Below are 13,613 nucleotides of genomic sequence, written 5' to 3'. Positions count from 1 at the left end.
ATACACCGGCGGCACCACCGGCGTCGCCAAGGGCGCGACCCTGACCCATCGCAACGTTGCTTCCAATGTCGCGCAATGTGCGCTCTTCAGCAAGAACTGGCAGGATCTGTCCAAGCCGAACAAGCTCGAAGTCAAGGTCGGAGACGACCCGAAGCGTCAGGCCACCGTGATCGCGCGTCCGCTCGAGCGCGGCTTCGGCATGACGCTCGGCAATGCGCTGCGCCGCGTGCTGCTCTCCTCGCTCCAGGGCGCTGCCGTCACCGCCGTCCAGATCGACGGCGTGCTGCATGAGTTCTCCTCGATCCCGGGCGTTCGCGAGGACGTCACCGACATCGTCCTGAACATCAAGGCGATCGCCATCAAGATGCAGGGCGAAGGTCCCAAGCGCATGACCCTGCGCAAGACCGGCCCGGGCACCGTCACGGCCGGCGACATCAACACCATCGGCGACGTCTCGATCCTCAACCCCGATCTCGTGCTCTGCACGCTCGACGACGGGGCCGAGATCCGCATGGAGTTCACGGTCAACACCGGCAAGGGCTATGTCCCCTCTGAGCAGAACCGTCCGGAAGATGCGCCGATCGGCCTGATCCCGGTCGACAGCCTGTACTCGCCGGTCAAGAAGGTCTCCTACCGCGTCGAGAACACCCGCGAGGGCCAGAACCTCGACCGCGACATGCTGACCATGCAGATCGAGACCAACGGCTCGGTTTCGCCCGAGGACGCGCTGGCGCTCGCCGCCCGCATCCTGCAGGACCAGCTCGCCGTCTTCATCACCTTCGAAGAGCCGCGCAAGGAAGAGGCCGTCTCGACCGCGCCGCAGCTGCCGTTCAACCCGGCCCTGCTCAAGAAGGTCGACGAGCTCGAACTGTCGGTCCGCTCGGCGAACTGCCTGAAGAACGACAACATCGTCTATATCGGCGACCTGATCCAGAAGTCGGAGGGCGAGATGCTGCGCACCCCGAACTTCGGCCGCAAGTCGCTGAACGAGATCAAGGAAGTGCTCGCCACCATGGGCCTCCATCTCGGCATGGATGTGCAGGGCTGGCCGCCGGAGAACATCGAAGAGCTGGCAAAGCGCTTCGAAGAGCATTACTGAGACCCCGGCGCGGGCGGCAATCCCGCGCCATTCCCGCCCGGCGCATGAGCGCCGGAGCATAAAGGACGGCCGTTCCGTGGCACGGCGGCCGTAAGCAACGAAGGAGCCAATCATGCGTCACGGTTTCCGCGGTCGTCGTTTCAACCGCTCGGTCGAGCATCGCCAGGCGATGTTCGCCAACATGGCCCAGGCCCTGATCAAGCACGAGCAGATCACCACCACGCTGCCGAAGGCCAAGGACTTGCGTCCGGTCGTCGAGAAGCTGGTCACGCTCGGCAAGCGCGGCGACCTGCACGCCCGCCGTCAGGCGATCGCGCAGATCAAGGACGTTGCCCTGGTCGGCAAGCTCTTCGCGGTGCTCGGCCCGCGCTACAAGGAGCGCAATGGCGGCTATCTGCGCATCATGAAGGCGGGCTTCCGCTTCGGCGACAACGCTCCGCTGGCCGTGATCGAGTTCGTCGATCGCGATGTCGACGCCAAGGGCAAGGATTCCGGCCCGGTCTTCACCGCGGATGACGAGCAGGCTGCCTGAGTTTTCCAGGCTTTGAAGTTTCGAAAGGGCGGTGAAGTTTCGAAAGGGCGGTCTTCGGGCCGCCCTTTTTCTTTGCCGGTACAGATCGACGATTGCTGCGCGAGATTGTTGCGACCGCTCGCGCTTTTCGCTGCGTCAGGTGGGTGCTAGCGTCTTCCTCGACCGGCAGGGCGGCACGATGCCGTCGAAAACAAGCCCGGCACGGAGGGGATGTATCACATGAAGCGCGCAGCTCTAGCTGTTCTTGCCGCCATCGCCGTCCTGCCGGCGCAGGCTCAGGACAAGTATCCGTCGAAGCCGATCAACATGCTGGTGCCGTTTGCAGCCGGCGGCTCGTCCGACGTGATCGCACGCCTCGTCGGCGAGGAGATGGCGCAGGTTCTCGGACAGCGCATCGTGATGGAGAACATGGGTGGGGCGGGCGGCGCAACGGCGCTGACGCGGGCGGCGAGGGCCGAGCCCGACGGCTATACCATCGTGATCGGCAACAGCGGCACCAACGCGGCGTCCTACACGATCTACAACGACCTGAAATACACGCCGGCCGATTTCGTGCCGGTCGGCCTCGTCGCCAAGACCTCGCCGATGATCGCGCTGAAGCTCGACTTCCCGGCCAAGGACCTCAAGGAATTCCTCGCCTACGCCAAGGCGAACCCCGGCAAGCTCAGCCTCGGCCATGCCGGCGTCGGCTCGTCGAACTATCTGATCTGCCGCAATTTCCTGAAGGCGTCCGGCCTCGATGTGGCGCTGGTGAGCTATCGCGGCGCTGGGCCGGCGCTGAACGACCTGATGGGCGGGCAGATCGACGGCGTCTGCGATGCTGCGACCTCGCTGTCGGGCGCCGTCCAGGGCAACAAGGTCAAGGCGCTGGTGGTGGCGACGCCGCAGCGCCTGCCGAGCCTGCCGGATGTGCCAACCTCGACCGAAGCCGGTCTGCCGGCCTTCCAGGCTCAGGGCTGGAATGCGATCTTCGCGCCGAAGGGCACGCCGCAGCCGGTGATCGACAAGCTGAACCAGGCGCTGCGCACCGCGCTCGCCAGCGAGAAGCTGCATGCGCGCTTCAAGGAGCTTTCTTCCGTGCTGCCCGAGAAGGACGAGATGTCGCCGGAGTTCGTCGCCAAGATGGTCCCGGCCGAGATCGAGAAATACAAGGTGCTGCTCAGCGACGCGAAGTAAAGTTCATGTCCGAGTATTGGCGAGCTCGCCGGCAAGATCGAGCAGCACATCCAGCGGCTGCTCGAAGATGTCCGTCTCTGGCGAGACGCCATAGAGCCCGAAGATGAACTGGGTCGTCTCGTTGTGCTCGGCGAAGGCCATCGCCCAGCCGGTGAACTGCCGGTGGGCGACGGCATCCTGCGCCAGCAGGCGCAGATCGTCATGGCGCGGGTCGACCATGATCCGGCCATAGGTTTCCGCGATAGAGCCGGCCTCGCCTTCGAGGATCTGGGCGAATCCGCCCGGCGTCGCCATCAGGAACCCCGTGACATGTCTTTCGGCATTGAGCCGCCGCGCCGTCTCGAGAATGCGCGCGAGCTCGACGCGTCGATCCGCCTCGACGAGTCGGCTACGGCTGGCATAAACAAGGCGCACGAGGCTCACGTCGACGGTCCTTTCGGGGGGCAGGGTGGGAGGTTCGCGGCCCGGAACGGAATCGCGCAGCGCGTGTTTCCGAGACTGTCCGGGGTGCTGCCGCGGAGAGATGGTTCAGGAGCTGAACGTCCGAGGCAGCCAGTTTGTTTCAAGAAGGAGACCGGCATGCGCCGTTCCATCATGCCGAACCGCAGTCGGCTTGTCGCCTTGACCCTTGGCCTTGCGCTGTCCATGGGAGCGTCGACGCTGACCCTCGCCCAGGCCCGGCAAGTCCCCGAGGCGCGCCAGCAGATCACGCTGTCCTTCGCACCGGTCGTGCAGAAGACGGCGCCCTCGGTGGTCAACGTCTATGGCGCGCGCGTCGAGCGGCGGCCACAGAACCCGTTCATGGACGATCCCTTCTTCCGCCGCTTCTTCGGTGATGGCGGCTTCGGCCTGCCGCGCGAGCAGGTGCAGCGTTCGCTCGGCTCGGGTGTGATCGTCGATGCTGGCGGGCTGGTGGTCACCAACAACCACGTCATCGAGGGCATGACCGAGGTCAAGGTCGCGCTCGCCGACAAGCGCGAATACGAGGCGACCATCCTGCTGCGCGACCCGCGCACCGATCTTGCCGTGCTCAAGCTCAAGGGCGCCAAGGACCTCGCCGCGATCGAGCTCGGCGATTCCGACACGCTGCAGATCGGCGATCTCGTGCTGGCGATCGGCAACCCGTTCGGCGTCGGCCAGACGGTGACGCAGGGCATCATCTCGGCGCTGGCGCGCACGCAGGTCGGCGTCGGCGACGCCCAGTCCTTCATCCAGACCGATGCCGCGATCAATCCCGGCAACTCCGGCGGCGCGCTGGTCGACATGCAGGGCCGGCTCACCGGCATCAACACCGCGATCTTCTCGAAGTCGGGCGGCAGCGTCGGCATCGGCTTCGCCATTCCTTCGGCCATGGTCCGCGTCGTCGTCGAAAGCGCCAAGGCCGGGGCGACGACCGTGCGCCGGGCCTGGTTCGGGGCGCGGCTGCAGGCGCTGACCCAGGACGTCGCCGACGGGCTCGGGCTCGACCGGCCGGCTGGCTCGGTGGTCGCCAGCGTGGTCGATGCGGGGCCGGCGGCCGAAGGCGGCCTCAAGCGCTCCGACGTGATCCTCGCCGTTGACGGCGTCGGCGTCGACGACCCCGAGAGCTTCGGCTACCGCTTCGCCACGCGGCCGATCGGCAGCACGACGCAACTCACCGTGCTGCGCGCCGGCAAGCGCATCACCATCCCCGTCAAGCTAACGCCGGCGCCGGAGACGCGGCCGCGCGAGCCTGTCAAGGTCGCCGGCCGCTCGCCCTTCACCGGCTTGACCGTGCTGAACCTGTCGCCGGCCGTCGCGGAGGAACTCTCGATCGACCTGTCGACCGAGGGCGTGGTCGTCGGCGATATCGAGGAAGGCAGCCCGGCCGCGCGCGTCGGTTTCCGCAAGGGCGACCTGATCCTCGCGATCAATGGCGAGCGCATCAACGCCTCGCGCGAGATCGAGCTGGCGACGCGCGAGCGCAAGCGCTCCTGGGAGGTGACGATCTCGCGCGGTGGCCAGACGGTGACCTCGACCTTCGGCGGGTGAGGTGAGCGACCTCTTCTCCGCTTCCGGTCTCGACAAATCCGGCCCGCGCCCGCTCGCGGACCGGGTGCGGCCGACGACGCTCGGCGAGGTCGCCGGCCAGGACCACCTGACCGGCGAGGACGGGGTGCTGACCCGGCTGATCGCCTCGGGCTCGCTCGGCAGCCTGATCTTCTGGGGGCCTCCCGGCACCGGCAAGACGACCGTCGCGCGCCTGCTGGCCGGCGTGACCGATCTCGGCTTCGAGCAGATCAGCGCGATCTTCTCCGGCGTCGCCGACCTGAAGAAGGTCTTCGACGCCGCCCGCGGCCGCCGTCTCGGTGGCCGGGGTACCTTGCTGTTCGTCGACGAGATCCACCGCTTCAACCGGGCCCAGCAGGATGCTTTCCTGCCGGTGATGGAGGACGGCACGATCACCCTGGTCGGCGCCACCACCGAGAACCCGTCCTTCGCGCTCAACGCGGCGCTGCTCTCGCGCGCTCGCGTCCTGACCTTCAAGGCGCTCGACGAGGGCGCGCTGCTGTTCATGCTCGGCCGGGCCGAGGCGCTGGAAAACCGCGAACTGCCGCTGACGCCGGAGGCGCGGCTCGCGCTGGCGCGCTTCGCCGATGGCGACGGACGGGCTGTGCTGACTTTGGCAGAAGAGACCTGGCGCGCCGCCAAGCTGGGCGAGATCTTCGACGAGGCCGGCCTCTCCGAGGTGATCCAGCGCCGCGCCCCGATCTACGACAAGGCGCAGGACGGCCACTACAACCTAATCTCGGCGCTGCACAAGACGATCCGCGGCTCCGATCCCGATGCGGCTCTCTACTATTTCGCCCGCATGCTCGACGCCGGCGAGGACCCGCGCTTCCTGGCGCGGCGGCTGGTCCGCATGGCGGTCGAGGATATCGGCCTCGCCGATCCGCAGGCGCTGGTGCATGCCCGCGCCGCCGCCGAGACCTATGAGCAGCTCGGCTCGCCCGAGGGCGAGCTCGCTCTGGCCAATACGGTGATCTACCTCGCCACCGCCCCGAAATCGAACGCCGCCTATGTCGCCTACAAGGCGGCGATGCGTACCGCCAAGGAACACGGCTCGCTGACGCCGCCCAAGACGATTCTGAACGCGCCGACCAAGCTGATGAAGCAAGAGGGCTACGGCGCCGACTACGCCTATGACCATGACGCGCCCGACGCCTTCTCCGGCCAAAACTACTGGCCCGACGCGCTCGGCCGCCAGCTTTTCTACGATCCGCCCGAGCGCGGCTTCGAGCGCGAGATCAGGAAGCGGCTGGAATACTGGGAGAAGCTGCGGCAGGAGCGGGGGGAGTAGCGCCAGCGTCATGCTCGGGCTTGACCCGATCATTCACGTCTTTGCTGGTCGAAGGGCGTGTTCAAGACGTGGATGCTCGCCACAAGGGCGAGCATGACGCCCTCAAAAACTCCGCTCGATGAAAACCTGCGTCGAGATCTGCCGCCCGGCCAGGCCAGCCGCGATCTCTCGGCCGCTGAGGGCGATCCTGGCCCAGGCGACCGAGTTCTCGATACCGAGCTTGAAGCCCTCGACCGGGGTCCAGACCAGATTGGCGGCGAGGCGGTCGATCCTGATCTCGCCGCGGACCTGGTTGGCGAGCGGTACCTCCAGCCAGTAGCGACTGAGATAGAGGTTGCTGGCGAGCTCGCCGGTCCACTCGAAGCGGCCCGAGACCACTGTCGAGAAGCCGCGCGTGGCATCGCTCGCCAGCAGCACGCGGTTGACGATGCGGGCGTCGAGCACCGAGCCGAGATAGGGGGCGCCGTCGATCGCGCCGGCGAGCTGGGCGGTCAGGCTCCAGCCATGCCCGAGCGCCTCGCCTTCATAGGTCGCGCCGATGATGCCGGCCCGGCCGAAGCGCGAGGGCATGCCGGGAATTTCGCGCAGGGCGAGCGCGCCATGCACGGTCCAGCCGCCGGCCTCATAGACCAGACGGCCGATCGTATCCGGCACGCGTCGCCCGGTCGGGACCGGCGCGGTCGAGGAGGTGTTGCCGAGCGCCGGATCCTCGAGCGCGAGCGTCGCGGTCCAGCTTTCGGTCAGCGGCAGTTCCAGTGCGATGACGCCGACGGTGCGTGACGGCACCCGCGCCGAGAAGATGAACTCGTCGCCGGTCCAGAACGAGAAGCGCGAGGAATCGAGGCCGAAGGTCCAGGGGCCGACCAGGATCGTCGCCTCGTCGATCGACGGTTCGCTGGCGCCGTCGACCGGGCTGTAGAGAGTGAAGCCGAAGGCGGTGCCGACGCGCAGGCCCGAGGCGAGCTCATGCGAGGTCGCGATCCGGAAGGCGGCGCTGACCGGGAAGGAGGTCACGTTGGACGGCGGCGGCGGCCCATTGCGCGAGGCGCGGAAGGAATCGCGCTGGAGGCCGGCGCTGACCGTGCCGGTGATGGACAGGCAGGTCGACGAACCCGGCAGGATGAGGCCGCGCTCGGGCGGGTCCTCTTCGTCCTCCTCATCACCATCTTCGTCGTCGCTGTCGTCGTCTGCCTCGTCCTCACTCGAAGTTGTGGTCTCTGTCGATTCACTGGCGAAGAGCGGCTTGGTTTCGGGCCCGGCAATCGTGCAGGCGCGGGCGAAGCTCGGGGCCTGCGCGGGGCGGGATGGCAGGCGCGCCGGCGCGGCGAGGGCGGTCTGCGAGAGCAGGGCGAGGCAAAGGCCGGCAGGCAGGGCCGCCCGGCGGAACACCGCGCCGATATGCTCGCTTGCCGGTTCAGAGCCGCATGCCATCGGCGCGATGATCACCCCCCACGTTCCGGCGTTTCTGCCGGTCAGGGAGGTGCCAAGTCAATCGCGCCGGCGGGGTATCAGGCTCGGGCCACGAGGGCGTAGGCTGAAAGCGATCGGGCGGGCGAGGACTCGCCGCGGATCGTAAGGGCGACGAGCGAGAACCAGCCGAACAGGACGAGGCCGGCGGCGCCGACGATCACGCCTGCCCAGGACGGGTTTGCCATGCTCGCGGCCAATCATTTCGCCGGCCTGGTGCTCTGGATTCCGCTGAACCGGGCCATGTTCAGCGGCAATTGCGACAGCGACCCGGCCGAGCTCGCCGGCTATGGGCAGGCCGCGGTCGACGCCTTCCTGCGGGGATACGGGACGGAAGGGGCGAAATGAGCTGCAATCGCAGCGGATTTCGTTTGTGCGCGCTGGCCCGGCGCTCTATGCCTCGGGGATGCTTTCCACCGCTCTCGTCTTCCTCGGCGCCGGCATCGGCGGCGTGCTCCGGCACGGCGTCAACCTCGTCTCGCTGAAATGGCTCGGCCCTTCGTTCCCTTACGGGACGATGGCGATCAACATCATCGGCTCCGGTGTGATGGGCCTCGTCGCCGGTTTCCTCGCCTTCAAGGCGGGGGAAGGCTGGACGCAGAATGCGCGGCTCTTCCTCGCCACCGGCATTCTCGGCGGTTTCACCACCTTCTCGGCCTTCTCGCTCGACGCGGTACTGCTCTGGGAGCGCGGCGAGGCGCTGCTTGCGGCGTTCTATGTGCTCGGCTCGGTCGTCCTGTCGCTCGCGGCGCTGGTCGCTGGGCTCGCTCTGGTCAGGGGGCTGTCATGAGAACCGGCGGCAAGGGAACGGGCGGCCCTGCGCGTGGCAACGGCCCCAAGCGCGGCGGCAGGCCACCAGCTTCCGGCTCGCCGAAGGGCAAGCGCCCGAGCCATGATGCGCGCCGCTCGGCCCGAGCCAGGCCGCGTCCGGCGGAAGACGAGGTCGTGCGTACCGAGCCGACGCGCAACCCGAAGCCGCATCATCCGGCGCAGAGGGCAACAGGGCCGCGCAAGCCCGCGACACGCAAGCCGCCGATCACCGACGCGCCGACGCGCGCCGAGGTCAAGGCCGTCACCGCCGAGGTGCTCTCGACCGGCGTGCAGCAGCTGGTGGTGACGCAGGACGAGAACGAGATGCGGATCGACCGCTTCCTCGAGGCGCGTTTCCCGCAGCTTTCCTTCAGCCATATCCAGCGCATCGTCCGGAAGGGCGAGTTGCGCGTCAACGGCAAGCGTGCCGACAGCAAGGACAGGCTGGAAGCCGGCCAGACCGTGCGCATCCCGCCGCTGAAGCTGGAGCAGGCGGCGGAGCGGCCGCGCTCTGCCAAGGCCGATGCCGACACGATCGGCTTCCTGCGCTCGATCACGCTCTACGAGGACGAGGACGTCATGGTCCTCAACAAGCCGGCGGGCCTGGCCGTGCAGGGCGGCTCGGGCACGACCCGCCACGTCGACGGCATGCTGGCAGCGCTGACCGGCAAGGACGGGCAGAAGCCGCGCCTCGTCCACCGCCTGGACAAGGACACGGCCGGCTGCCTCGTCATCGCCAAGTCGCGCTTCGCCGCAGCGACGCTGGCCAAGACCTTCCGCTCGCGCTCTGCCCGCAAGGTTTACTGGGCGCTGGTCTATCATGTCCCGCGCGTGAAGCAGGGCCGGATCTCGACCTATCTCGCCCGCGAGGAGGCCTATGACGGCGACCAGCGCATGGCCGTCGCCGAGCATGGAGGAGAGGGCGCGATGCACGCGGTGACTTATTACGCCGTGGTCGAGACCGCGGCGCAGAAGCTGGCCTGGCTGTCGCTCAAGCCTGTGACCGGGCGCACCCATCAGCTGCGCGCCCACGCCGCCCATATCGGCCATCCGATCGTCGGCGATCCGAAATACTTCGACATCCAGAACTGGGAGATGCCCGGCGGCATCCAGAACAAGCTGCATCTGCTGGCGCGGCGGATCGTGCTGCCGCATCCGCGCGGCAAGGGCACGATCGATGTCAGCGCGCCGCTGCCGCCGCATATGCGCCAGAGCTGGAACCTGCTCGGCTTCGAGGACGCGCCCTACGATCCGATCGTCGACGCGCCGGACGAGTAGGCTGTGCTCGCACGGAAAAGTTGCGTGACCTGACGTAAGAACGCTTGCAGAACAAAACACGTTATGTTCTAAATTTGTTCCTGTGAATGGTTCATCACGGGAGGCTTTCCATGTTGCGCATCGCCTTGCTCGCCGCCGGCCTCGTTCTGTCGTTCTCGTCTGCCGGCTTCGCCCAGTCGCAGCCGGCTCCCACAGCTCCGAAACCGGCCGCTGCGGCGGCCGATGAGCCGGTGCCTCGGGCCGCTCGCGCCGAGGCCCGGCGCGATTGCTATTCAGAGAACATCGCACTTTTGGGCGATGATCTGCGCCGCGCCATGCGCGAGTGCATGCAGGGGCGCTTTCCGGGCGTGAAGCTCTATGCCAGCGACGGGCTGACCCGCGACGGCAGGCCGACCGCGGCGACGGCACGCGCCGTCTGCAAGCAGGAGGCGGATGCGCGGGGGCTCACCGGCTCGGAACGGACCGCGGCGCTGGTCGCCTGCTTCAACGGCAAGCGGCCGGATCTCGCCCAGCGCGCCGAATGCCGCAAGGAGGCGCGTGGCAAGGGGCTCGATGGCGACGCCCTGAAGGCGGCGATCGCCGAATGCGGCCGCAACCCGCAAGGGTGAGTCCGTCGCAGCATGAGGGCCTTGCGCCGGCGGAGATGGCGGGCTGCCGTCATCTCCTGTAGAGCGCCGGACATGGACCTCATCATCTTCGACCTCGACGGTACGCTGATCAATTCCGAGGCGATCATCCTCGGCGCGCAATACGAGACCTTCGCGCGCTGTGGCCGTGTCCACCCGGGCCGCGAGGCCGGCCTCGGCGTGATCGGGCTCACCCTCGACATCGCGCTGATGCGGGTCGCCGGGCTCACAGAGCCGGACGACGTGCTGACGCAGACCTATCGGGATGTCTTCAACGGCATGCGGCAGCGGGCGGAGAGCGATCCGGCTCTGGCCGAGCCGCTCTTCCCAGGCGTCGCGGAGATGCTGGCGGGATTGTCGCAGCGGCCGCAGACGCTGCTCGGCATCGCCACCGGCAAGTCGCGGCGTGGGGCGGATTACGCGATCGAGCACCATGGCTGGGGCGGTCTGTTCGCGACAACCCAGAGCGCCGACGATGCGATCTCGAAGCCGCACCCGGAGATGATCCTGCGGGCGATGGCGCAGACCGGGGCCAAGCCCGAGCGGACGCTGATGGTCGGCGACAGCACCTTCGACATGGAGATGGCGGTCGCGGCCGGCGTGACCCCGGTCGCGGTCTCCTGGGGCTTCCAGCCGGTTGCGGCGCTGCGGGCCGCCGGGGCGCGGCATGTGATCGAAAACTGCGCCGAGCTAACCGGCATTGTCGACAAGCTGGCGGTGGCGGAGCCGGCCTGAGGCGGCGGACCGCCCCTTCAGCTCGTTCCCATCAGCTTGCATCACAAGCTGATGGGTGAATCCGTCTTTAGAGGGTGCTGACTTCACACGGAGTCGACCTCGTCATCCTGGGCGAGCGAAGCTCGACCCGGGATCCATCGTAGCGCAGCGGAGCCTTACCATGGATTCCGGAGCTGCGCGGCTTCGCCGCTTGTCCAGGATGACGACGTGGTTCCGAGCAAAATCCGCACGCTCTGCGCTGCTCAGGGCACCTCGAGCTGGCCGAGTTCGTATAGCAACGCCGCGCCGGTACGCAGTCCGCTGTAGAAGCAGTCGAGCGTCAGATTCTCGTTCGGGGCATGGTTCGCCTCGTCCGGATTGGCATAGGGCGTGACGAAAGCGGGAATGCCGAGGATCCTGGTGAAGGCATAGCCGGGCAGGCTGCCGAAGCCAGCCGGGATCAGCAATGGCTCGACGCCCTGCGCCGCGACGAAGGCCCGGCGCAAGGGCGCGGTGAAGGGCGAGGCGATTGGCGTCTTCGAGGGCAGCATGCCGGCATCGGTTGCGATGAACTCGACCTCCGGCGCATGCTCGGCCACATGCGCCGCGACCTTGCGCAGGATGTTCTCAGGGTCCTGCGCCTCGACCAGGCGGATATCGCATTTCACGAAGGCTTCGTTGGGCAGCACGGTCTTGCTGCCGGGGCCGCCATAGCCGCCATGGAAGCCGTTGATGGTCAGCGTCGGCCGGAAGCAGAGGCGCTCGTAGAATGGCCGATCGGCTGGCGCATCGAGCCTGGTCAGGCCGAGGCTCTTTTTCACCGCCTCGATGTCGAGCGGCAGGGTCTCGATCGCGGCGAGTTCCTCAGGCGTCGGCGCGTCGATATCGTCATGCAGGCCGGCAATCGTGATCTCGCCTTCGGCGTTCTTCATCGTGCCGAGCAGATGGACCAGGGTCCAGATCGGGTTTGGCACGACGCCGCCGAAATTGCCGGAATGGACGTCGCGGACGGCATGGCGGCAGCGCAGTTCGAAGGAGATCACGCCGCGCGAGCCGAACTTGATCGCAGCCGCGCCGCTGGCATGGCGAGGCCCGTCGGCGGTTACGGCGAGGTCGGCCTTGAGCATCGCCTTGTTGGCGCGCACGAAGCCGGCGATGTTCGGGCTGCCGATCTCCTCCTCGCCCTCCAGCAGCAGGATGACGTTGCAGGGCAAGGTGCCGTGCGCCGCGAGATGGGATTCGATCGCGAGGATCTGGGCGAAGTGCTGGCCCTTGTTGTCGCCGACGCCGCGCGCATAGATCCGGCCGTCGCGGATCGCCGGCTCGAAGGGCGGCGAGAGCCATTTGTCGAGCGGGTCGGGCGGCTGCACGTCGTAATGGCCGTAGAGCAGCACGGTCGGCTTGCCCGGAGCCTTTTGCCAGCGCGCGACCACCATCGGATGCCCATCGGTCGGCACCAGGTTGGTCTCCAGCCCGATCTCCGTCAGCATCTCGACCAGCAGTGCGCCGACCTCGGTGATGCCGATATTCTCGGCACTGATGCTGGGATGGCGCAGATAGGCCAGCAGGCGATCGAGGAAGGCGCTGCGGTTCGCCTCGATATGCGCGAAGACCGCAGCGAGCGTGTCGGAAGAAGCCATGATCGCGCCGCCTGCCTGAATGGGATCCGGCATCACGGTAGAGTGCCGCGCGTGGCCGCGTCCAATGCGCCAGGCGCAGCCCGGAAAAGCGCTTGCCGGCTCGGGGGGCGGTGGGGCGAGTAACATCCTCGCAACCACGCTGACTCAGCCCTGTTTAACCTGAACGGGCGTTCAGATTTGCGTGTTAACCACCTGATGACTGGCCCGGCCGCATCGTCTTCACACGACAGGGACAAACCGACACACAACAACGTCGGACAGGGGTTGAACGATGATTGGCCACGAACTTCGCGAATTCGTTGATCACGTGATGGACAGGCGCGTCATCGACGATGAAGACGTCCGAATTCTTCAGCGCGAGATCTTGCACGAAGCTGTGCTGACCCGCGACATCATCGATGTGCTGGTGGCGCTCGACCGGGCCGTTACCGACAAGTCGCCGCTCTTCGCCGATGTGCTGCTGGCGTTCTGCGTCGACTTCTCGGTCTGGGAGAGCCGCCCGACCGGCAAGATCGACCGCGACAAGGCGCATTGGCTGGTGACGACGCTCTCGGCTGGCGACGGCCCGACGCCGCTGGCGCAGAAGATCGCCTTCGAGGTCGTCCGCGAGGCCGAATCCTGCGACGAGGCGCTGGTCAGCTTCGCCTTGCGCAAGGCCGATGCCCGGATGTCCGCCGCCCCGATCGCCCAGCGCGTGGTGCTGGCGAGCTGAGGTCGACAGACCGGAGCGTGCTCTAGCGCCCGGCTGCCGCCGGGCGTTTGCGCACGTTACAAAACTTTCGCATCAGTGGACGGATGCGCTTGCCTCCCGTAAATCCCGCACTGCACAGTGAAGGCACCGGGCCGGGGGGACGCCACGCATGTTCTCGAAGATCCTGATCGCGAACCGTGGCGAGATTGCCTGCCGCGTCATCAAGACGGCGCGCCGCATGGGCATCGGGACGGTGGCGGT

General features: G+C 67.4%; 16 protein-coding genes. 12 read left to right on the top strand and 4 right to left on the bottom strand.

Annotated elements, in window-relative coordinates; translation table 11 throughout:
• The first annotated feature begins 40 nt into the window (after positions 1–40).
• The 3 genes from ACQKLX_RS29535 (at position 41) to ACQKLX_RS29525 (ending at position 2,807) form a co-directional block, all read left to right on the top strand.
• Positions 41–1,099, top strand: coding sequence for a DNA-directed RNA polymerase subunit alpha (locus ACQKLX_RS29535; RefSeq protein ID WP_427365128.1), 1,059 nt, complete (start codon positions 41–43; stop codon positions 1,097–1,099).
• 112 nt (positions 1,100–1,211) lie between these two features.
• Positions 1,212–1,631: a 50S ribosomal protein L17 gene (rplQ, locus tag ACQKLX_RS29530; RefSeq protein ID WP_427365124.1), complete on the top strand. Its 420-nt coding sequence runs from the start codon at positions 1,212–1,214 to the stop codon at positions 1,629–1,631.
• Positions 1,632–1,850: 219 nt separating this feature from the next.
• Positions 1,851–2,807, top strand: a complete 957-nt coding sequence (locus ACQKLX_RS29525) for a tripartite tricarboxylate transporter substrate-binding protein (protein ID WP_427365123.1) — start codon at positions 1,851–1,853, stop codon at positions 2,805–2,807.
• Between the two features lie 3 nt (positions 2,808–2,810).
• Here ACQKLX_RS29525 and ACQKLX_RS29520 read toward each other — a convergent pair whose 3' ends face one another.
• Positions 2,811–3,230, bottom strand: a complete 420-nt coding sequence (locus ACQKLX_RS29520) for a BLUF domain-containing protein (protein WP_427365122.1) — start codon at positions 3,228–3,230, stop codon at positions 2,811–2,813.
• A 156-nt stretch (positions 3,231–3,386) separates the two neighbouring features.
• Between ACQKLX_RS29520 and ACQKLX_RS29515 the strand changes: the two genes are divergently transcribed.
• Positions 3,387–4,817 (top strand): DegQ family serine endoprotease, encoded by a 1,431-nt coding sequence (locus ACQKLX_RS29515; RefSeq protein WP_427365121.1) that lies wholly within the window; start codon positions 3,387–3,389, stop codon positions 4,815–4,817.
• A 1-nt stretch (position 4,818) separates the two neighbouring features.
• A complete protein-coding gene (locus ACQKLX_RS29510) occupies positions 4,819–6,126 on the top strand; it encodes a replication-associated recombination protein A (protein ID WP_427365120.1) in 1,308 nt (435 codons plus the stop codon).
• A 102-nt stretch (positions 6,127–6,228) separates the two neighbouring features.
• Here ACQKLX_RS29510 and ACQKLX_RS29505 read toward each other — a convergent pair whose 3' ends face one another.
• On the bottom strand, positions 6,229–7,572 hold the full coding sequence (locus ACQKLX_RS29505) for a hypothetical protein (protein WP_427365119.1): 1,344 nt from the start codon (positions 7,570–7,572) through the stop codon (positions 6,229–6,231).
• A gap of 62 nt (positions 7,573–7,634) precedes the next feature.
• Positions 7,635–7,781 (bottom strand): hypothetical protein, encoded by a 147-nt coding sequence (locus ACQKLX_RS29500; RefSeq protein ID WP_427365118.1) that lies wholly within the window; start codon positions 7,779–7,781, stop codon positions 7,635–7,637.
• On the opposite strand from ACQKLX_RS29500, the gene ACQKLX_RS29495 reads away from it, so the two are divergent.
• The 5 genes from ACQKLX_RS29495 to ACQKLX_RS29475 all read left to right on the top strand — a co-directional run bounded on the left by ACQKLX_RS29495 (position 7,780) and on the right by ACQKLX_RS29475 (position 11,042).
• A complete protein-coding gene (locus ACQKLX_RS29495) occupies positions 7,780–7,941 on the top strand; it encodes a TetR/AcrR family transcriptional regulator C-terminal domain-containing protein (protein WP_427365117.1) in 162 nt (53 codons plus the stop codon). The genes ACQKLX_RS29500 and ACQKLX_RS29495 overlap by 2 nt on opposite strands.
• Before the next feature lie 58 nt (positions 7,942–7,999).
• The gene (gene crcB / locus ACQKLX_RS29490) at positions 8,000–8,383 is read left to right on the top strand and encodes a fluoride efflux transporter CrcB (RefSeq protein WP_427365126.1); all 384 of its coding nucleotides are present in this window, start codon (positions 8,000–8,002) and stop codon (positions 8,381–8,383) included.
• The gene (locus ACQKLX_RS29485; RefSeq protein ID WP_427365116.1) at positions 8,380–9,681 is read left to right on the top strand and encodes an RluA family pseudouridine synthase; all 1,302 of its coding nucleotides are present in this window, start codon (positions 8,380–8,382) and stop codon (positions 9,679–9,681) included. Before crcB ends, ACQKLX_RS29485 begins: the two co-directional genes overlap by 4 nt.
• 110 nt (positions 9,682–9,791) lie before the next feature.
• Positions 9,792–10,289: a hypothetical protein gene (locus tag ACQKLX_RS29480; RefSeq protein ID WP_427365115.1), complete on the top strand. Its 498-nt coding sequence runs from the start codon at positions 9,792–9,794 to the stop codon at positions 10,287–10,289.
• A 72-nt stretch (positions 10,290–10,361) separates the two neighbouring features.
• Positions 10,362–11,042 carry an HAD-IA family hydrolase gene (locus tag ACQKLX_RS29475; RefSeq protein WP_427365114.1) on the top strand — a complete coding sequence of 227 codons (681 nt, stop codon included), beginning with the start codon at positions 10,362–10,364 and terminating at the stop codon, positions 11,040–11,042.
• A 242-nt stretch (positions 11,043–11,284) separates the two neighbouring features.
• On the opposite strand, the gene ACQKLX_RS29470 is transcribed toward ACQKLX_RS29475, so the two are convergent.
• The gene (locus ACQKLX_RS29470; RefSeq protein WP_427365113.1) at positions 11,285–12,661 is read right to left on the bottom strand and encodes a M20/M25/M40 family metallo-hydrolase; all 1,377 of its coding nucleotides are present in this window, start codon (positions 12,659–12,661) and stop codon (positions 11,285–11,287) included.
• 310 nt (positions 12,662–12,971) lie between these two features.
• On the opposite strand from ACQKLX_RS29470, the gene ACQKLX_RS29465 reads away from it, so the two are divergent.
• Together ACQKLX_RS29465 and ACQKLX_RS29460 are read left to right on the top strand one after the other, a co-directional pair.
• Entirely contained in the window at positions 12,972–13,373 is a 402-nt protein-coding gene (locus ACQKLX_RS29465) for a hypothetical protein (protein WP_427365112.1), read from the top strand.
• 148 nt (positions 13,374–13,521) lie between these two features.
• The coding region (locus ACQKLX_RS29460) for a biotin carboxylase N-terminal domain-containing protein (RefSeq protein WP_427365125.1) at positions 13,522–13,613 on the top strand (92 nt) is incomplete at its 3' end.

Source organism: Allobosea sp. NPDC003192 (genome assembly GCF_050275675.1).
Taxonomy (GTDB): Bacteria; Pseudomonadota; Alphaproteobacteria; order Rhizobiales; family Beijerinckiaceae; genus Allobosea.
This window is presented reverse-complemented; position numbering and strand designations above follow the sequence as displayed.

Coding starts and splice junctions, on each gene's coding strand:
- ACQKLX_RS29495 (WP_427365117.1), top strand. CDS start 7,780: ATGCTCGCGGCCAATCATTTCGCCGGCCTGGTGCTCTGGATTCCGCTG.
- ACQKLX_RS29475 (WP_427365114.1), top strand. CDS start 10,362: ATGGACCTCATCATCTTCGACCTCGACGGTACGCTGATCAATTCCGAG.
- ACQKLX_RS29470 (WP_427365113.1), bottom strand. CDS start 12,661: ATGGCTTCTTCCGACACGCTCGCTGCGGTCTTCGCGCATATCGAGGCG.
- ACQKLX_RS29465 (WP_427365112.1), top strand. CDS start 12,972: ATGGACAGGCGCGTCATCGACGATGAAGACGTCCGAATTCTTCAGCGC.
- ACQKLX_RS29515 (WP_427365121.1), top strand. CDS start 3,387: ATGCGCCGTTCCATCATGCCGAACCGCAGTCGGCTTGTCGCCTTGACC.
- ACQKLX_RS29500 (WP_427365118.1), bottom strand. CDS start 7,781: ATGGCAAACCCGTCCTGGGCAGGCGTGATCGTCGGCGCCGCCGGCCTC.
- ACQKLX_RS29480 (WP_427365115.1), top strand. CDS start 9,792: ATGTTGCGCATCGCCTTGCTCGCCGCCGGCCTCGTTCTGTCGTTCTCG.
- crcB (WP_427365126.1), top strand. CDS start 8,000: ATGCTTTCCACCGCTCTCGTCTTCCTCGGCGCCGGCATCGGCGGCGTG.
- ACQKLX_RS29485 (WP_427365116.1), top strand. CDS start 8,380: ATGAGAACCGGCGGCAAGGGAACGGGCGGCCCTGCGCGTGGCAACGGC.
- ACQKLX_RS29525 (WP_427365123.1), top strand. CDS start 1,851: ATGAAGCGCGCAGCTCTAGCTGTTCTTGCCGCCATCGCCGTCCTGCCG.
- rplQ (WP_427365124.1), top strand. CDS start 1,212: ATGCGTCACGGTTTCCGCGGTCGTCGTTTCAACCGCTCGGTCGAGCAT.